Source organism: Streptomyces mesophilus, assembly GCF_011044995.1.
GTDB classification, from domain to species: Bacteria; Actinomycetota; Actinomycetes; order Streptomycetales; family Streptomycetaceae; genus Streptomyces; species Streptomyces mesophilus.
On the sequence record NZ_JAAKZW010000171.1, the window covers coordinates 1 to 18027 of the forward strand.

Annotated in this window: 18 protein-coding genes; 10 read left to right on the forward strand and 8 right to left on the reverse strand. The window is 71.4% G+C overall.

What is annotated here, in order from left to right; translation table 11 throughout:
* Positions 1-65: 65 nt before the first annotated feature.
* A complete protein-coding gene (locus tag G6045_RS29585) occupies positions 66-1469 on the reverse strand; it encodes an NAD(P)/FAD-dependent oxidoreductase (protein WP_165335213.1) in 1404 nt (467 codons plus the stop codon).
* Positions 1470-1586: 117 nt separating this feature from the next.
* Here G6045_RS29585 and G6045_RS29590 point away from each other — a divergent pair, with 117 nt between their 5' ends.
* The 3 genes from G6045_RS29590 (at position 1587) to G6045_RS29600 (ending at position 3776) form a co-directional block, all read left to right on the forward strand.
* A complete protein-coding gene (locus tag G6045_RS29590) occupies positions 1587-2327 on the forward strand; it encodes a DsbA family protein (protein ID WP_165335214.1) in 741 nt (246 codons plus the stop codon).
* Positions 2328-2397: 70 nt separating this feature from the next.
* On the forward strand, positions 2398-3306 hold the full coding sequence (locus G6045_RS29595; protein ID WP_165335215.1) for an aminoglycoside phosphotransferase family protein: 909 nt from the start codon (positions 2398-2400) through the stop codon (positions 3304-3306).
* Entirely contained in the window at positions 3303-3776 is a 474-nt protein-coding gene (locus G6045_RS29600; protein WP_165335216.1) for a GNAT family N-acetyltransferase, read from the forward strand. Before G6045_RS29595 ends, G6045_RS29600 begins: the two co-directional genes overlap by 4 nt.
* Positions 3777-3792: 16 nt before the next feature.
* On the opposite strand, the gene G6045_RS29605 is transcribed toward G6045_RS29600, so the two are convergent.
* On the reverse strand, positions 3793-5340 hold the full coding sequence (locus G6045_RS29605) for a DHA2 family efflux MFS transporter permease subunit (RefSeq protein ID WP_165335217.1): 1548 nt from the start codon (positions 5338-5340) through the stop codon (positions 3793-3795).
* Between the two features lie 170 nt (positions 5341-5510).
* Between G6045_RS29605 and G6045_RS29610 the strand changes: the two genes are divergently transcribed.
* The 4 genes from G6045_RS29610 (at position 5511) to G6045_RS29625 (ending at position 9597) form a co-directional block, all read left to right on the forward strand.
* Positions 5511-6683 (forward strand): NAD(P)-binding protein, encoded by a 1173-nt coding sequence (locus tag G6045_RS29610; RefSeq protein ID WP_165335227.1) that lies wholly within the window; start codon positions 5511-5513, stop codon positions 6681-6683.
* A gap of 194 nt (positions 6684-6877) precedes the next feature.
* Complete coding sequence (locus G6045_RS29615) at positions 6878-7882, forward strand: zinc-binding dehydrogenase (protein WP_165335218.1); 1005 nt, start codon at positions 6878-6880, stop codon at positions 7880-7882.
* Positions 7883-7918: 36 nt separating this feature from the next.
* Positions 7919-8584 (forward strand): pentapeptide repeat-containing protein, encoded by a 666-nt coding sequence (locus G6045_RS29620; RefSeq protein WP_165335219.1) that lies wholly within the window; start codon positions 7919-7921, stop codon positions 8582-8584.
* A 107-nt stretch (positions 8585-8691) separates the two neighbouring features.
* Positions 8692-9597, forward strand: a complete 906-nt coding sequence (locus tag G6045_RS29625; protein WP_165335220.1) for a hypothetical protein — start codon at positions 8692-8694, stop codon at positions 9595-9597.
* 26 nt (positions 9598-9623) lie between these two features.
* On the opposite strand, the gene G6045_RS29630 is transcribed toward G6045_RS29625, so the two are convergent.
* The 3 genes from G6045_RS29630 to G6045_RS29640 all read right to left on the reverse strand — a co-directional run bounded on the left by G6045_RS29630 (position 9624) and on the right by G6045_RS29640 (position 12007).
* Positions 9624-10121, reverse strand: coding sequence for a hypothetical protein (locus tag G6045_RS29630; RefSeq protein WP_165335228.1), 498 nt, complete (start codon positions 10119-10121; stop codon positions 9624-9626).
* A 76-nt stretch (positions 10122-10197) separates the two neighbouring features.
* Positions 10198-10833, reverse strand: coding sequence for a response regulator (locus G6045_RS29635; protein WP_165335221.1), 636 nt, complete (start codon positions 10831-10833; stop codon positions 10198-10200).
* 19 nt (positions 10834-10852) lie between these two features.
* Positions 10853-12007: a sensor histidine kinase gene (locus tag G6045_RS29640; protein ID WP_328707945.1), complete on the reverse strand. Its 1155-nt coding sequence runs from the start codon at positions 12005-12007 to the stop codon at positions 10853-10855.
* A 195-nt stretch (positions 12008-12202) separates the two neighbouring features.
* Between G6045_RS29640 and G6045_RS29645 the strand changes: the two genes are divergently transcribed.
* Together G6045_RS29645 and G6045_RS29650 are read left to right on the forward strand one after the other, a co-directional pair.
* Complete coding sequence (locus tag G6045_RS29645) at positions 12203-12736, forward strand: GlcG/HbpS family heme-binding protein (protein WP_165335222.1); 534 nt, start codon at positions 12203-12205, stop codon at positions 12734-12736.
* A 136-nt stretch (positions 12737-12872) separates the two neighbouring features.
* Entirely contained in the window at positions 12873-14303 is a 1431-nt protein-coding gene (locus tag G6045_RS29650) for a M1 family metallopeptidase (protein ID WP_408056379.1), read from the forward strand.
* 20 nt (positions 14304-14323) lie between these two features.
* On the opposite strand, the gene G6045_RS29655 is transcribed toward G6045_RS29650, so the two are convergent.
* Complete coding sequence (locus tag G6045_RS29655; protein ID WP_165335223.1) at positions 14324-15172, reverse strand: alpha/beta fold hydrolase; 849 nt, start codon at positions 15170-15172, stop codon at positions 14324-14326.
* Positions 15173-15204: 32 nt separating this feature from the next.
* Positions 15205-16470: a serine hydrolase domain-containing protein gene (locus G6045_RS29660; protein ID WP_165335224.1), complete on the reverse strand. Its 1266-nt coding sequence runs from the start codon at positions 16468-16470 to the stop codon at positions 15205-15207.
* A 137-nt stretch (positions 16471-16607) separates the two neighbouring features.
* Here G6045_RS29660 and G6045_RS29665 point away from each other — a divergent pair, with 137 nt between their 5' ends.
* Positions 16608-17408 carry a MerR family transcriptional regulator gene (locus G6045_RS29665; protein WP_165335225.1) on the forward strand — a complete coding sequence of 267 codons (801 nt, stop codon included), beginning with the start codon at positions 16608-16610 and terminating at the stop codon, positions 17406-17408.
* 40 nt (positions 17409-17448) lie between these two features.
* Here G6045_RS29665 and G6045_RS29670 read toward each other — a convergent pair whose 3' ends face one another.
* Positions 17449-17952 carry a GNAT family N-acetyltransferase gene (locus G6045_RS29670; protein ID WP_165335226.1) on the reverse strand — a complete coding sequence of 168 codons (504 nt, stop codon included), beginning with the start codon at positions 17950-17952 and terminating at the stop codon, positions 17449-17451.
* Positions 17953-18027: the final 75 nt, after the last annotated feature.

The window sequence follows — 18027 nt, forward strand, 5'->3', positions numbered from 1 at the left end:
CCCCGCGGGGAGCGCGGCCCGCAGGGGCCGAGCGAGCCCGCCCTTAGGCGGCCTCCGCTGGGGGGCTACCGCCCGCTCAGCCGGTCCGCAAGCCGCGCCAGCCCGTCCGTCGTGGCGGAGTGGGAGGACGTCTCGCGGCGGTCCGCTGTCCGGTACGCCGCGTACAGGCCGTGGACGCCGAGCCAACGTGCCGGCTCGGGCTCCCACTTGCGGACCTTGTGGTTGACCCAGGGGAGTGTGGTGAGATCGGTCGGGCCCGCCTGGCCCGAGTCCTGTTGGACGAGGTCGCGCAAGGTGCGGCCGGCCAGGTTGGCGGTGGCGACGCCCGAGCCGACGTAGCCGCCCGCCCAGCCGAGGCCCGTGGAGCGGTCGAGGGTGGCGGTCGCGCACCAGTCGCGCGGGACGCCGAGCACCCCGGACCAGGCGTGGTCGATCCGCACACCGGCCAAGGAGGGGAAGAGGCGGACGAGGATCTCGCGCAGTGCGTCGATGGTCGCGGGCTGCGTGCGGCCGTCGTTGTCCGTCTTCGAGCCGAAGCGGTACGGGACCCCGCGCCCCCCGAGCGCGATCCGCCCGTCCGCCGTGCGCTGGGCGTACATGTACGCGTGCGCCATGTCGCCGAGCGCCTCGCGGCCCGCCCAGCCGATGCGCTCCCACTGTGCGTCGGTGAGCGGTTCGGTGGCGATCATCGAGGAGTTCATGGGGAGCCAGGTCCGCTTCTCGCCCTTGAGGGCCGCCGTGAACCCCTCCGTGCAGCGCAGGACGTACGGCGCGCGGACGGTGCCGTACGGCGTGACCGCGTGCTTGGGGCGGATCTCCGTCACGGGCGTGGACTCGTGGATCACCACGCCCAGTTCCTCGACCGCGCGCGCAAGCCCGGTGACCAGCTTCACCGGATGGATGCGTGCGCCATGCGGCGTCCAGGACGAGCCGACGGCCCCGGCTATGCGGATACGGGCAGCCGTCTCGCGGGCGCCGAGCAGCAGCCGGTCCTTCTCGCCGTATGCCAGCTCGGCCTCGTGGAAGGCCTTGAGGCGGCTCAACTGGGCGGGTGTGTACGCCACTTCGAGAACGCCGCCGTGGTGGATGTCCGCGTCGATGCCCTCGGTCGCAGCGGTCTCGACGACTTCCGTGACCGTCGCGTTCATGGCCTCCTGGAGGCGCATCGCGGCGTCCTTGCCGTGCTTGGCGGCGTACCGGTCGCGTCCCGCGATGCCGTTGTAGAGCCAGCCGCCGTTGCGGCCGGAGGCGCCGTAACCGCAGAACTTCTGCTCCAGGAGCGTGATCCGGAGAAAGGGCGCGGCCTTCTTCAAGTAGTACGCCGTCCACAGCCCTGTGTATCCGCCGCCCACGATGCAGACATCGGCGCTCGCGTCGCCGGCGAGCGGTTCGCGGGGGGTGGGGGTGGGCTGATCGGCGTACCAGAAGGAGATGCCGCCGTTCACCGTGCTCGCTGCTGACGCGTTCATGGCCGGAAGGTAGCGGACGCGGGCCTGATGGCGGCAGGGCGGGGGACCTTTGACCCGTAACGGGGTCGGGCCGCGGCCCGTCTTCCCTCCGGAACCATCGCCCCGGAGGTCTGGATCATGCCCGCACGCAGGAACGCAGGCGCCGAGCCCGTACGCAGGTACGGCCGCGCGCTCGTCACGCTCGCCGCCGTCGCCGCGCTCGGCGTTTCCGCGGCGGCCTGTTCGTCCACCGACAGCGGTGGGACGGGCACGAGCGCCGCCCTGGCCGCCAAGCCCGCCGCCGACGCCGAGCTCTTCGCGGGCCTGCCCGCAAAGCTCGCCGCCGACGGCACCACGGTCGTCGTCGGCAAGGCGGACGCCCCGCACACGGTGAGGGTGTACCTCGACCCGCAGTGCCCGTTCTGCGCGAAGTTCGAGACGGGCGGCGGCGAAGGGCTTGCCAAGGCGATCCGGGACGGCAAGGCGAAGGCCGAGTACACGGTCGCGTCCTTCCTCGACCAAGGCGCCGACGGTCCCTCGACCCGGGCCGCCAACGCGCTGCGGGCCGCGCTCGACGCGGGCAAGTTCGCCGAGTACCACGCGGCGCTCTACGCGAGCCAGCCCGAGGAGGGCTCCGCGGGCGCGTACACCACGGACCATCTGCTGAAGATCGCCGGCCAGGTGAAGGGGCTGCGGAGCGCCGCCTTCGACAAGGCGGTCAAGGACATGACGTACAAGGACTGGGTGAAGAAGTCCGAGCAGGCCTTCGAGGCGAGCGGCGAGCGCGGGACCCCGGCCGTCCTGATCGACGGCGAGAAGATCGAGACCCGCGAGGGGCTGTTCACGGCGGACGGCTTCACCAAGGCCCTGGGGTCCTGACCCTCGTACGATCTCCGGGGTCCCGAGCCTCGTACCGTCTCCGGGGCCTTGCCCCTCGTACGATCTGGGAATGATCGAGGTCCCCGAAGAGCTGGCCACCAGCCAGATCAAGTACAACGGCGAGCAGGGGCGCGCGTTCATCGCCGCGCTGCCCGGCCGGGCAGCGGAGTTCCTGGAGCGCTGGGAGCTCAAGCGCACCGGCCCCTCGATGTACGGCATGGCCTCGCTGGTGCTCCCGGTCGAGCGCGCGGACGGCACCCCGGCCGCCCTGAAGCTCCAGCTCCTCGACGAGGAGAGCGAGGGCGAGCCCGTGGGGCTGCGGACCTGGGACGGAGACGGGGCGGTCCGGCTCCTCGACCATGACGTCGCGACCGGCACCATGCTGCTCGAACGCCTCGACGAGAGCCGCCACTTGTCGGCCCTCGACGACTCCCGCGAAGCCACCCGGATCCTCGCCGGGCTCCTCGCCCGCCTCACCGCCGTCCCCGCGCCGCCCGGACTGCGCACCCTGGAGACGATCGCGCGGGACATGCTCGACGAGACGCCCGAGGCCGTACGGGAACTGGCGGAGGGCGACCGGCAGTTGGTCCTCGCCTGCGCCGCCCAGGTGCGCGAGGTGATCGACGAGCCCGGCGACCGGCTCCTGCACTGGGACCTGCACTTCGACAACATCCTCGCCGCCGGGCGCGAGCCGTGGCTCGCCATCGACCCCAAGCCGCTCGCCGGCGACCCGGGCTTCGACCTGATGCCCGCACTCGACAATCTCTACGATCCGGCCGAAGTCCTGTGGCGTTTCGACCTGTTGACCGAGGCGTGCGGGCTCGACCGGCAGCGGGCCGCGGCCTGGACGCTCGGAAGGGTGCTGCAGAACTCGCTGTGGGCGATCGAGGACGAGGAGTTCTACGAGAGCGAGTTCCAGTCTCAGCAGCTGGAAATCGGGCGGCTGCTCCTGGAGCGCCGGGCTACCGTGCGCCCATGATTCGCACCGCGACCCCCGCCGACATCCCCGTCATCCACCAGATGGTCCGTGATCTGGCCACGTACGAGAAGGCGCCCGAGGAGGCCAACGCCACCCAGGAGCAGCTGCACACCGCGCTCTTCGGCGAGCAGCCCGCCGCGTACAGCCTGATCGCCGAGAACGAGGCGGGCGAGCCGGTCGGCTTCTGTGTCTACTTCCTCAACTTCTCGACCTGGCGCGGCGTCCACGGCATCTACCTCGAGGATCTCTACGTAAGCCCCGAGGCGCGCGGCGGCGGCCACGGCAAGGCGCTGCTCACCGAGCTGGCCCGGATCTGCGTGGAGCGCGGCTACGGCCGCCTGGAGTGGTCGGTGCTCGACTGGAACGCGCCGTCGATCGCCTTCTACGAGGCCCTGGGCGCGCGGCCGCAGGACGAGTGGACGGTGTACCGGCTGACGGACGTGGCGCTGGAGAAGCTCGGGAGCAACTGACCGCGGGCGACAGGCGCTAGAGGATCACGCCCGTGTTCGCCTCGGCCTCCGCGTGGCCTTCCGCCGGAGCGTCGTGCCGGGGCGCGCGGGCCGTGACCATCAGAGCGGCGACCACCGCGCCGAGCAGCATGATCCCGGCCGCCCACCAGATCGCGACCGTATAGCCGTGCACGATGCCCTCCGCGCCGACCAGCTGCTTCATCTGGTCGGTCGGGGCCTGGCCCGATTCGCGGGCCGCGTCGGCCAGGTGCGAGGTGATGTACGTGGCCGAGGTGGAGGTCGCGATGGTGTTGAGCAGCGCCGTACCGATCGAACCGCCCACCTGCTGCGAGGTGTTGACGGTCGCCGAGGTGACACCGGAGTCCTGCGGCGCGATGCCCTGCGTGGCCGTCGCCATCACCGGCATGAAGACCAGACCCATACCGAGGCCGAGCAGCAGCATCGCGGGCAGGACGTGGGTGGCGTACTCGGCGTGCACGGTCAGGCCGGTGAGGATGATCAGGCCGACCGTCGCGAGGATCATGCCGGGCACCATCAGCAGGCGCGGCGCGACGTGGTGCATCAGACGGGCCGAGATCTGCGTCGAGCCGATGATGATCGCCACCGTCATCGGCAGGAACGCCAGCCCCGTCTTCACCGGCGAATAGCCGAGGATGACCTGAAGGTAGTAGGTCATGAACAGGAACAGACCGAACATGCCGATCGTCGCCAGGCCCATCGTCAGGAAGCAGCCGGCGCGGTTGCGCTCCTTGATGATGTGCAGCGGAAGCAGCGGGTTGGCGGCCTTGGTCTGCCACCACACGAACACCGCGAGCAGCGCCACACCGCCGATGAGCAGCGCGAGCACCAGGGAGTCGGACCAGCCGCGCGGCTGCGCCTCGCTGAACCCGTAGACGATCGCGACCAGTCCGCCGCAGCCCAGGAGCACGCCGGGCACGTCCAGCTTGGCCTCGCGGTGGCCCTCGCGGTCGTGCAGGAACATGAACGCGCCGATCACCGCGAGGACCGCGATGGGGACGTTGACGAGCAGACACCAGCGCCAGTTCAGGTACTCGGTGAGCAGGCCGCCCGCGATCAGACCGATCGCACTGCCGCCGCCCGCGATGGCGCCGTAGATGCCGAAGGCCTTGCCGCGTTCCTTGGGGTCCGTGAACGTCGTGGTCAGCAGTGAGAGCGCCGACGGCGCGAGCACGGCGGCGAACACACCCTGAAGCGCGCGGGCCGCGAACAGCATCCCGGAACCGGTCGCCGCGCCGCCGAGCGCCGAGGCGGCCGCGAAGCCGATCAGGCCGATCACGAAGGTGAGCTTGCGGCCGATGAGGTCCGCGATCCGGCCGCCGAGCAGCAGCAGACCGCCGAACGCCAGGGTGTACGCGGTGATCACCCACTGCCGGTTCGCGTCCGACATGCCCAGGTCCTTCTGGGCGGAGGGCAGCGCGATGTTCACGATCGTCGCGTCGAGCACCACCATCAGCTGCGCGAGGGCGATGACGACGAGGCCCCACCAGCGGGTGGGGTCGGGCTCCTGAACGGGTATCGCGGGTCCGCGTTCGCTCGTGCTCATAACCTCCAGAACAGCACAAATGGGCTAATCCCGCGTCTTGTGCGCCGGGCCCTGCAATCGCCTCGGGCGCTGATGTCACATCCCGGCCCGCCGATGTCACATCCCGGCCCCCCTCATCCGTCGGTACGTGAGGACAGCAACCGCGAACAGGGAGAGTGCAGGTCATGGCCATGGGCAGGGACGGCATCACCATCATCGGCGGCGGGTTCGCCGGACTGACCGCCGCGATCACGGCCGCCGAGGCGGGCGCGCAGGTCGTCGTGCACGAGGCGCACCACACCCTCGGCGGCCGCGCCCGTACGACGGTGACCGGGCACTACCGGACCAACGAGGGCCCGCACGCCCTCTACAACGGCGGCCCGCACTGGGCCTGGCTCAAGCGGCGCGGACTGCTCGGGCCGATCGCGTCGGTGCCGCCGCTCGAGGGCGCACGGTTCCGTTTCCGTCATGGTGGCGCCCTGCGCCGTACGCCTCCGCTCGCCCTGCTCAAGCTGCTGCGCCGGAGCGTCGAACAGGCCCCGGTGGAACGGGACTTCCTCTCCTGGGCCGCCGACGAGGTCGGCGAGGAGGGCGCCCGCGCCGCGGCCCACTACACGGCGGTCGCCCTCTTCCACCACGACCCCGGCGCGCTCTCGGCCCGCTTCGTGCACGAGCGCCTGCGCCGCGCGGCCAAGCTGCCCCCGGAGGCGCACTACCCGGTCGGCGGCTGGTCCTCCGTGATCGACAGGATGGCCGCGCACGCCTGGGACCTCGGTGTACGCATCGAGACGGCCTCGCGGCTCGCCGAACTCCCCGAGGACGGACCGGTGATCGTCGCCACGTCCCTCGACGCGGCCCGCCGCCTCATCGGCGACGAGGCGCTGCGCTGGGAGAGCGGCCGCACGGCCCTCATCGACCTCGGCCTGCGCACGCGCCGCGGTGACGCCTTCATCGTCTCGGACCTCGACGAGCCGGGCTGGATCGAGCGCTTCACGGCCCAGGACCGCTCGCTCGCACCCCGCGGCGAACAACTCGTCCAGGGCCAGATCCCGCTCGCCCCCGACGAGCCCCGCGCGGCCGCGATCGCCCGCGCCGAGCGGCTGCTCGACCTGGGGTTCCCGGGCTGGCGCGACCGCCTGACATGGCGCCGCGAGGCCCTCGCCGCCGGCCGCACCGGAGCGGTCGACCTGCCGGGCGCGACCTGGCGCGACCGGCCGGCGATCGACCGAGGCGACGGGATCTACCTGGCGGGTGACCAGGTGGCGGCGCCCGGGGTGCTGTCGGAGGTGTCGTTCACGAGCGGGGTGGAGGCGGCGGGTCTCGCGGTCGGCCGGCTGGGGGCACGCAGGCTACGGGCGGTGTGAATTCAGCCCCTGCGGCGATTGAGCAGATCCGAACGAAGTTCGGATGAGGGGGTCTGGGGCGGAGCCCCCCACGCGGCGGAGCCGCAAATGTCACAGCCGGGAAGGGGCGGGTAGGGGAAATCCCAGGCCTTGACCTCAACCAAGCTTGAGGTTGAACAGTGGAGCGCAACAGCAGCCCGACCCAGGGGGACCCCATGCAAGCCATCCGCCTCCACACCTTCGGCCCCGCCGAAAACCTCACGTACGAGAAGACCGACGACCCCGACCCAGGCCCCGGCCAGGTGCGGATCACGGTCCGCGCAGCCGGCGTCCACCTCCTGGACACCGCCCTGCGCGAGGGCATCCAGGGCCCGGCCCCCGCACCGGTCGAGCTCCCGACCATCCCCGGCCGCGAGGTCGCCGGCGTCGTCGAGGCACTCGGCGAGGGGACCGACGCCCAGTGGCTGGGCAAGCGCGTCGTCACCCACCTCGGCTTCGCCCCCGGCGGCTACGCCGAGCTCGCCGTCGTCGACGCCACCCGCCTCCAGGAGATCCCCGACGGCCTCGACGAGGCCGGGGCCGTCGCCCTCATCGGCACCGGCCGCACCGCGATGGGCATCGTCCAGTTCGCCGACCTGGACAAGGACTCGGTGGTCGTGATCCCCGCGGCGGCGGGCGGCCTCGGCACTTTCCTCGTCCAGTACGCGAACTCCCGGGGCGCCACGGTCATCGGTCTCGCGGGCGGGGAGCGCAAAGTCGCCCTCGTACGGGAGAACGGCGCCGACCTGGCCGTCGACTATCTCGATCCCGAATGGCCTTCTGTCGTACGGGCGTTCCTGGGCGCGGACCGCCGGGCGACCGTCGTCTTCGACGGAGTCGGCGGCGAGACCGGCCGCGCGGCCGTCGGCCTGCTCGGCGAGGGCGGCAAGCACCTCGTCTTCGGCTGGACGGAATCGGGCCTCGACGGGGGCCCGATCGACTTCGCGGACGGTGAACTCGCGGCCCGGGGCGTGGAGTCGGTCACGACCCTCGGCCCGGCGATGATGCAGAAGGCGGGCGGCGACAACCCGGTCCGCACCCTGGAGACCCGCGCCTTGGCGCTCGCCGCCGAGGGCGTCCTGCGCCCCGCGGTGACCCGCTTCCCGCTGGCGGACGCCGCGGCCGCGCACCGCGCGCTTCAGGAGCGGGGGACGGTCGGCAAGGTGGTCCTGGAACCGTGAGCCGCCGTTGTCAGTGGGGTGCGCCACCATGACCCCATGGCGCGCAAACCGACGACGACAGGGGCCCGGCGGCCCGAGTTCCACCTCCCCGAGCTGAGGGAGTTCGAGGAGGCGGGACTCGAACCCGACGGGGACTACGACGGGTTGGTGATGCGCGGCCGGGACTTCGGCGGGCAGGACGCGCCCGGGGCGCGGTTCATGGACTGCCTCGTACAGGACTGCGCGTTCGACGAGGCGCGGCTCCAGCACGCGCGGCTGATCGATACACGGCTTTCGGGCGTACGGGGCGTGGGGACCGATCTGGGGGACGCGTCGTTGCGGGATGTGGAGCTGCTGGATGCGCGGATGGGCGGCGTGCAGCTGCACGGGGCGGTCCTGGAGCGGGTGGTGATCCGCGGCGGGAAGATCGACTACCTGAATCTGCGCAAGGCACGGCTGCGGGATGTCGTCTTCGAGGGCGCCGTGCTCGTGGAGCCGGACTTCGGCGGGGCCGGCCTGGAGCGCGTCGAGTTCGTCGACTGCGCCTTGAAGGCCGCGGACTTCACCGGCGTACGGATGAAGGACGTCGATCTGCGGCGGTGCGGGGAGCTGGAGATCGCACGGGGCGTGGACCGGCTGTCGGGCGCGACGATCTCGCCCGCTCAACTCCTTGATCTGGCACCGGTGTTCGCGGCGGCGATCGGAGTGCGGGTGGAGGGGTAGGCGGCAGCCGGTGGCCGGTGGTGCGGCGATAAGCAGGGGCGGGCGCGCGTCCGGGTGTGTCAGCATCCGGCTGGAGCCCGCGCGCCAACCCGTCTGGAGGACTGGTCATGCACTCCCTGGTTCTCGTCTGCCTGCCTTCGGACACCCGGCCTGAGGGCATCGAGGGCGCGGTGGAGACCGCCCTTGCGCCCTTCTCCCTGTACGGGGAGGTGGATCCATGGCGCGATGATGAGACGGGCCCGCCGTGTGAGCACTGGAGCGTTACGGAGCGGAAGCTGCCCGGAACCACCACGTGGGCGGAGGTCGCCGAGTCGTACAACAGGGCCTACTCCGACGAGTCGCCGATGCTCGTCGACGAGGACGGGCACGCCTACCGCATGGTCACCTACAACCCGCAGAGCGAATGGGACTGGTACCAGATCGGCGGCCGATGGTCCGGCCACTTCCTGTGCCGGCCGGAAGCCGACGGTGACCCGCGGCTGGTGAACGGCGAGCGGTCCTGGACCAACAAGGATGCGCCCGCCAAGCCCCTGGCCTGCGACGGTGGACCCGTGGGCCTGCTTGATCTCGAGGCCATGCGAAGAAGGCGGGGCGAGGAGGCCGCCACGTTGTACGACCGCTGGGAGTCGGCCGTGCAAGGGCTGCCCGCTGCGAAGCCGTGGCAGCACTTCCTCGAGCGGCACCAGGCCGACCCCGGTACGTACAGCAAGGACGAGGCCCGCGACGATTACCGCGCACAGCCTGCCGTGGCGGCCGCGGCCGAGGTGTCCGAGCTCTCCTTCTGGGACCCGGTCGGTCAGTTCGCCGGCGGCCGTGCGGCCTATGTGCGCGAGGCCCGCGACGAGGCGGTGACCGGCGTCGTGCTGCTCACCCTGGAGGGCGCGTGGATCGAACGGCCGTGGGCCTTCGAGACGACGGCGTCGGCAGAGGCCGCGTACGTGGAGCGCGCAGCCGCCTACCTCGATGGGCTCGACCCGGATGTGTACGTCGTGGCCGTCGACTGCCACTCCTGACGGGCCCGCCCCTCCGCCAGGCACGCTCAGACCCGCGGAAACCGCGACAGCAGATCCCAGATCACCGGGTTCTCGCCCAGGTCCTCGTGCAGATCCACCAGGTCCGCCACCACGTCCTGAAGGAAGTCGCGGGCCTCGCGGCGCAGCAGCGAGTGGGAGAAGGTCAGGGGCGGGGTGTCGCCCGGGAGCCACTCCGCCTCGATCTCGACCCAGCCGAAGCGGCGCTCGAAGAGCAGGCGGTCGGAGGATTCGGTGAAGTCGAGTTCGGCGTACTGGGGGCGGGCGGCCCGGCTGCCCATCGGGTCCTCGTCGAGGCGTTCCACGATGTCGCACAGCGCCCACGCGAAGTCGAGGACCGGGACCCATCCCCAGGCTGTGGACAGTTCCTCGTCCTTCTCCGTGTCCGCGAGGTAGACGTCACCGCAGAACAGGTCGTGCCGCAGGACGCGGACGTCCGCGCGGCGGTAGTCCAGCTGCGGGGGGTCCGGGAAGCGGTTGGAGAGGGCGTAGCCGATGTCGAGCACGTACGTGATCGTCCCACGCGCCACGCCACGGCCCGGACTCAGCCGAGCAGCCGCTGCTCCACCACCCGTCCCGCCCTCAGCCCAGCAGCCGCTGCTCCTTCGCCACCGACACGGCGCCCGCCCGCGTATCCACCCCGAGCTTGTCGTAGATGCGGCCCAGGTGGGTCTTCACCGTGGCCTCGCTGATGAACAGGGCACGGGCGATGTCGCGGTTGCCCAGGCCCTGCGCGAGCTGGCCGAGGATCTCCAGTTCGCGCTCGGTCAGCGTCGGCTGCGGGCTGCGCATCCGGGCCATCACGATGCTGGCCACCGGGGGCGAGAGCGTGGTGCGGCCCTGGGCCGCGGCGTGGATGGCCGAGAAGAGCTCCTCGGGGCGCTCGGCCTTCAGCAGATAGCCCGTCGCGCCCGCGCCGATCGCCCGCGTGATGTCCGCGTCCGTGTCGTACGTGGTCAGGACCAGGACATGCACGCCGGTGGGCGCGATCTGCCGGGTCGCCTCGACCCCGTCGATGCCCGCGCCCAGCTGGAGGTCCATCAGGACCACGTCGGGCCGCAGCTTCTCCGCGAGCGCCACCGCCTCCTCGCCGCTGCCGGCCTCGCCGACGACCTCGATCCCGGGCGCGCTGTCGAGCAGCGCGAGCAGGCCGGCCCGCACGACCACATGGTCGTCGCAGAGCAGCACACGGATGGACGGGGTCTCGATCTCGGTCATGGGCGGTGCTCCAGAGAGGTCATGGGCGGTGCTCCAGGGGGATGGCGGCGGACAGGACGGTGCCCTCGCCGGGCGCGGACTCGACGGTCAGGATGCCTCCGAGCTGGCCCGCGCGGGCGCGGATCGCGGGCAGTCCGTGCCCGCGTACCCCGGTCGGCGTGACGCCCGCGGGGTCGAAGCCGCGGCCGTTGTCGGCGATGTCGAGGACGACCTGGTCGTCGAGGAACGTGAGGGTGAGCGCGGCGGCCGAGGCGCCGGAGTGCTCGGTGATGTTCGCGAGGGCGCCCTGCGCGATCCGCAGGAGCGCCGACTCCACGCGGTCGGGCAGCGCCCGCGCGGGCCCTTCGATACGGCAGCGCACGGCGAGCGTGTCCGTAGTCGACCGCTCGGCGAGCGCCGTCAGGGCCGCCGCGAGCCCGCCGCCCTCGGCCAGATCGGCCGGGGCGAGGTCGTGCACGAAGCGGCGGGCCTCGGCGAGATTGCGCTCGGCGAAGGATCCCGCCGTACGGACATGGGTGCGGGCCTTGTCCGGGTCCGACTCCCATACGCGATCGGCGGCCTGGAGCAGCATGCGCTGCGAGGACAGGCCCTGCGCGAGGGTGTCGTGGATCTCCATGGCGAGGCGCTGCCGCTCGGCGAGGGTGCCCTCGCGGCGCTGGATCGCGGCAAGGCGCTCGGACTGGCGCCGCATATGGACGAAGACGGCGACCGCGAGGGCCGCGACCGCGGGCGGTGCGACCAGGAGGTTCGGGTCGAACTCGTCGGCGAGCCGCATCTGGGCGACCACCACGAACCCGGTAAGGAGGACGACCAGGCTGAGCGCCGGCCGTACGGGAAGGGTGCGCAGGCCCGTATAGAAGAGCGGCACCGCGCACCACGTGAAGCTGGGCGCGAGCAGCACCAGGACGACCCAGACGCCGACGACGGCCCCGAGCCAGAGCATCCAGCGCGGAGTGGGCCGGGCGCCGAGCGCGGGACCGAGCACGTAAAGCAGCGCGAGCAGGACGCTGAACGCGATGATCCAAGGCGTCCGCGCCTCCCCGGGATGCCGAAGGAGGAAGCGGACGAGCGAGGCGCCGAGCAGCGCGAAGAAGGTGATGTGCATGATCCGGGCCAGCCAGCCGGCATCCGGATCATGGTCAGCGTTACCACCGCTGACCTGCTCTTTCAGCACCGCGCACTCCCTTCGACCCTTCCATCGTGACCCCAAAGGTCCCGCCCTGCGTCAACCGATCGGTTGACGCAGGTATACGCCGTACCGCGAGCCGACAGCAGCCGGTACGTCGACCATTCGGCCCCGGTTCCGGGCCCAGGATTGATCTCAGAGCGAGCCACCGAGGCACCTCACCCCGACTCTCAGGAGCTCACCATGAAGAAGCTTTCGCTGCGCACCCGCGTTCTGACCGGTACCGCTGTCGCCGCCACCCTGGCCGCCGGCACCTTCGGCGCCGTGTCCGCGTCCGCCGCCGACAAGCCGGCCGAGGCCGCCAACAAGAACGTCATGCAGACGAACCACCTCACCATCGAGGCCGCGGCCAAGGCCGCCGACGCCGCCCTGGACGAGGCCAAGAAGCAGAACCAGCGCGTCACCGTCGCGGTCGTCGACCGCAACGGCAACACCATCCTCACCATGCGTGGCGACGGTGCGGGCCCGCAGTCCTACGAGGCCGCCGAGAAGAAGGCGTTCACCGCCGTCTCCTGGAACGCCCCGACCTCCGAGCTGGTCAAGCGCCTCGAGTCCGCGCCGACCCTGAAGGACATCCCCGGCACCCTCTTCCTCGGTGGCGGCGCCCCGGTCGCCGCCAAGGGCGGCCCGATCGCGGGCATCGGCGTGGCCGGCGCCCCGTCCGGCGACATCGACGAGAAGATCGCCCAGGCCGGCGTCGCCGCCCTGAGCAAGTAAGCAGTCCGCTGAACGCGTAAGCAGTTCAGTCGGGTTGGGGTGAAGAGGGGTGCCGCTCCGCAACGGCGGCACCCCTCGCCCACCCACCGGCCCCTCGCGCGGCCCAAACCTCGCATAACCCTCATATGATCGCCGGGTGCTCTTCCACCCCGATCGCCGGGCGCCCCACCGCCCGGCCGTTCCCTTCGCACCCACGGCCCGCCAGGTCGTGGGCGCCGTCGTCTGCGGCCTGCTGCTCACGGCCTGTGCCGGCTCGGGAGTGCAGGGCACCCCGGGCGCCGCGGGCCTGCGCGACCCGTATTTCCGGCTGCTCGGCAACGGCGGCTACGACGTCACGCATTACGGGATCGAGCTCGCGTACGACCCGGACGAGCGCGAGCTGACCGGCGAAACCGTGATCACGGCGAAGGCGGGCAAGAGCCTGAGCGCCTTCAACCTCGACCTGCACGGTCTGGACGTGGAGTCCGTCACCGTCGACGACAAGGCCGCCCGCTTCAACCGCGCCGCCGACGAGCTCACCGTCCGCCCCGACGACGAACTCCCCGAGGGCAGCACCTTCGTCACCCGCGTCCGCTACTCCGGCGAACCGCGGACGATCACCGACGAGGACGGCTCCGAAGAGGGCTGGCTCCCCACCGACGAAGGTGCGCTCGCGCTCGGCGAACCGACCGGCTCCAAGGCCTGGTTCCCGGGCAACCACCACCCGAGCGACAAGGCCGCGTACGACATCGAGGTCACCGTCCCCGAGGGGCTCGAGGCGATCTCCAACGGCGAGCTGAAGTCCGAGAAGTCCGCCGACGGCCGCACCACCTTCACCTGGCACACCGGCGAACCCATGGCGAGCTATCTCGCGACCGTCGCGATCGGCCCGTACGGGACGAAGGCCTCGAAGACCGACGACGGCCTGCCCGTGTTCACGGCCGTCGACCCCTCCGAGGCCGAGCAGAGCGCCGGCGTCCTGGCCCGGATCCCCGAGATCATGAAGTGGTCCGAGAGCCGCTTCGGCCCCTACCCCTTCTCCTCCACCGGCGCGATCGTCGGCCGCGAAGGCGCCGCGGGCTATGCCCTGGAGACCCAGACCAAGCCCGTCTTCCCCGGCGCCCCCGACCTGGAGACCCTGGTCCACGAACTGGCCCACCAGTGGTACGGCAACTCCGTGACGCCGAAGAGCTGGCAGGACATGTGGCTCAACGAAGGCTTCGCCACGTACGCGGAATGGCTCTGGGAGGAGGACCACGGCGGCGACACCGCACAGGAGACCTTCGACGCGCTCTACGAGGGCGACGACGCCGAACTCTGGGCCTACCCGCCCGCCGAACCCACGGACGCCTCGGTGATCTCGGACGCCCCGGTGTACGGGCGCGGCGCGATGGTCCTGCACAAAATCCGTGAGTCGGTCGGCGACCGCACCTTCTTCGCCCTCATCAAGGGCTGGGCGGCCGAGTACCGCCACGGCAACGCGGATACGGCGGACTTCACGGCGTACGCGGAGAAGACGGCCGGCAAGAACCTCGACGCGGTGTGGGGGCCTTGGCTGTACGGGGACGGGAAGCCCAAGTCGCCCTGAACTCCCCGCCGTTCGACCGCTTACCCCTCCGTGTGCCGCAGGATCTCCGGGATCGCCACGTCCCACGCCGCCTCGGGAATCTCATGACCGGTCCGCTCCAGCGGTACGAGCCGGGCGCCCGGGATCACCTGCGCGAGGGCCTGCCCGTGCTCGTACGGGAACATCGGGTCCTCGGTGCCGTGCAGGACCAGCGTCGGCGCGCTCACCCTGGCGAGTTGCGCGTGCGTGGCGCCGCCTGCGCCGTCGAGCAGGAAGTGGTTCATCGCCGAGGCCATGTTCGTGGTGCGGTCGTAGACGCGGCCGATGAGCGCGCGCATGGCCTCCGTCTCGAAGGTGCGCGAAGGGGCCGCGTACAGGCGGGCGTCCTCGACCAGGTAGTCGAGCACGGACTCCCGGTCGGACCAGTCCGGTTCGGGCGCCGGGGCGGAGAACGCGGCCTGGAGCTCCTTCGCCATGGGCGGCAGGTTCTCGCCGCCCGCGGACGTCGACATCAAGGTGAGCGTGGCGACACGGTCGGGGTGCGCGACCACCAGGGCCTGGGCGATGCCGCCGCCCATCGACAGGCCGACGACGTGGGCGCGCGCGATACCGAGGGCGTCGAGCACGCCCACCGGGTCGGAGACGAGGTCCTCGCCCGTGTAGCCGGGAGCGCCGGGCTCGTAACCGACGGACTCGCCCGTGTCCCGGTGGTCGTAGCGGATGACGAACCGGGGCCCGGCGGCGAGCCGTTCGCAGAACGCGTCCTCCCACCAGTCCATCGAGGCCCCGCCGCCCATGATGAGCAGGACGGCGGGATCGGCCCTGTCGCCGAACGTCTCGACACACAGCTCGACTTGACCGACTTGCAGCAACTGCTTGTGGCGCGTCATGTCACGGATCTCCCGGCTTCGAAGGCAGGCGCTCAGTCGTCGATGGACTGGTACAGCGTGGCCCAGAAGTCATGGATGAGGCGCGGTGAATACTGATTCGAGAGTCCGACCTGGGTGAACAGGACACCGGTGAGCTGGTTCTCCCGGTCGGCGTACACGGTGGTGCCGGTGCCGCCGTCCCAGCCGAACTGGCCGACGGGCGCGTAGTCACTGCGGAACGTGCGCACCGCCATCCCGTAGCCCCAGCCGCCGTGCTGCCCCATGCCGGGCACGAGGTGCGCGACGCTCCGGTACATGGCGCTGCGGCCGGCGAGCAGTTCGGGGGAGAGGCGGTTCGTCGTCATCAGCTCCACGGCGGCCCGCGACAGGACCCGTTCGCCGTTGTGCACACCGCCGCCCAGCAGCATCCGGAAGTACGCGTCGTAGTCGTCGACGGTGGAGACGAGGCCGCCGCCCGCGCCCTGGAACTCCTGCGGCCTGCTGAGGCGTCCGCCCTCGGCCTCGTCCCAGACGTGGAACTCGCCGGTCACCGGGTCGGGCCCGTACTGCACGGGCAGCCGGTCGATCTTCGCGGCGGGCACGTGGAAGCCGGTGTCCTTCATGCCCAGCGGATCGAGGACGCGCTCGCGCAGGAAGTCCTCGAAGGGCCGGCCCACGATCCGCGAGACCAGCACACCCGTCACCTCGCTGGCGAGGTCGTACTGCCACCGCGCACCGGGCTGGTACTGCAGCGGCAGCTCGCCCAGGCGACGCATCCACTCGTCCTGGTGCGGCGCGGGACCGGAGGCGATGCTGTAGTCGGTGGCCTCGAACGTGGCGGTCCTGATCGGCGACTGCATCAGCTCGAAGTCCATACCGAGCCCCATCGTGCAGGTCATCAGGTCCCGTACGGTGATCGGCCGGTCCGCCGGCACGGTCTCGTCGAGCGGTCCGTCGGGCCGCTTGAGCACCTTGCGGTCGGCGAGCTCGGGCAGCCACTCGTCCACCGGATCGTCCAGGCGCATCCGGCACTCGTCGAGCAGCACCATCGTCGCCGCCATCGAGACCGGCTTGGACACCGAGGCCATCCGGAAGATCGTGTCCCGGCGCATCGGGGCGCCGCCCTCGTGGCGCATCGTGCCCAGCGCCTCGACATGCGTCTCGCCGCCGCGGCTCACCAGGGCGACGAGCCCGGGGATCCGCTTCGACTCGATGTGCCGCTCCAGTACGTCGTGCAGACGGGCGATCCCTGCGCGGGAGAAGCCCTTGCTGTTCGTGGACAGGTTCGTGGCCGGGTTCGTGGACAGGTTCGCGGACATGATGAATCCCCTCGTCAGCGGCGCTCGCTCCGTCGGCGGCCCGGTCGCCACCGCCCTCGTCGAGCGGCGATGACCCGAGCGTGCACCCTGACCCGAGGTCAACCTCAACCCCCTTTTTCCGTAAGGTCGTTCCTGTGATGGACCACAGGGCAAGCGCACGGACGAAGGCCGGATGCACCATCAGTCAGGCGGCCGCGTTCGTCGGTGTCACGGTCAAGACCGTTCGGCACTACCACCGGCTCGGACTCGTCGAGGAACCCGGGCGCGACAGCTCCGGATACCGGCGATACGGCTCCGCGGACCTGCTCCGGCTCGTCCAGGTGCGGACGCTGGCCGCCGCGGGGGTGCCGCTGGCCGAGATCGGCGAGCTGCTCGACGCCGATTCCGAAGAGTTCGCCGCGGCCATGGACGACGTGCACCGCCGGCTCACTGAGCGGATCGACGAGCTGCTCGCGCGCCGCGACACCCTGCACCAACTGGCCCACGGAGACAGGGTGTTGCTGCCCGAACGGGCCTGCGCGGTCCTGGACCGGCTCACCGTGCTCGGCTTCAGTCCCGACTACGTGGACACTCAGCGCGAAGCCCTGGTGCTGGCGCGGGCAGTGGCCCCCGAAGTCTGCGACACGTTCCTGTCCCACCTCGAACGCCGGCTCCGTTCACCCGAGTTCGTCGACCTGACCAAGCGCAGCTGGGAGGCGCGGACGTGGGACCGCGACGATCCGCGGATCGAGGAACTCGCGGCCGCGGTGGCCGACAACCTGCTTGCCGACCGCGCGACGCTGGCGATGCCGCCCGCGAGCCGCAAGCGCTCCGACGCCACCTCCCGCTACGCGGTGGTCAACCGCCACCGGGAGGACCAGTCGCCGGCCATCGCCCGCCTGAACGCCCTGGTCGAGGCGAGGCTGCGCGCGGCCGGCATCGAGGTACCGGGTCAGTGACGGCCGGCGCACGGGTAGGTGGCGCCCCGCGGACCGGGCCTCAGAGCTCCTTGCGCAGGATCGCGCACGGCCGGTTCCGCCGCCGGTCCTCGCGCTGGCCGATCACGAGATAGCCGAGCGCGGACCAGAAGGCCATCGCCCGCGGATTGTTCTGCAGCACGGCCAGCTTCACCGCCTTGCGCCCGTCCGCACGGAAACGGTCCTCGACCAGCTGCGCCAACCGGCGCCCGTATCCCTGCCGTTGGGGCGCGACCATCAGGAGCCCGATCCACGGGTCGGGGTCCGCCGGGTCCGGGTGGTGCGCGAGGGTGATGGCGATCCCGGTCAGCCGGCCCTCGCCGCGGGCGAGCAGCACCTCGGTGTCCGGATGCCGCAGGTCACGGGCGAGCTCGGTGGCGACCTGGCCGATCCGGATGTCGTCCGGATCGGGGAAGTCACCGCTGAGCGCGAAGAACTGCCGGTTGGCGGCGTACAGCTCGGTGACCTCGGTGAGCAGGGCACCGGGCAGCGCGCCGTCCACGGGGGTGAGCCGGTCGAGGATCATGCGGCAAGCGTACGGAAACGGCGAACCACCTGGCCGTACGAGGCGAACGGACCCATCCCGCAAACCGCCCCGCCC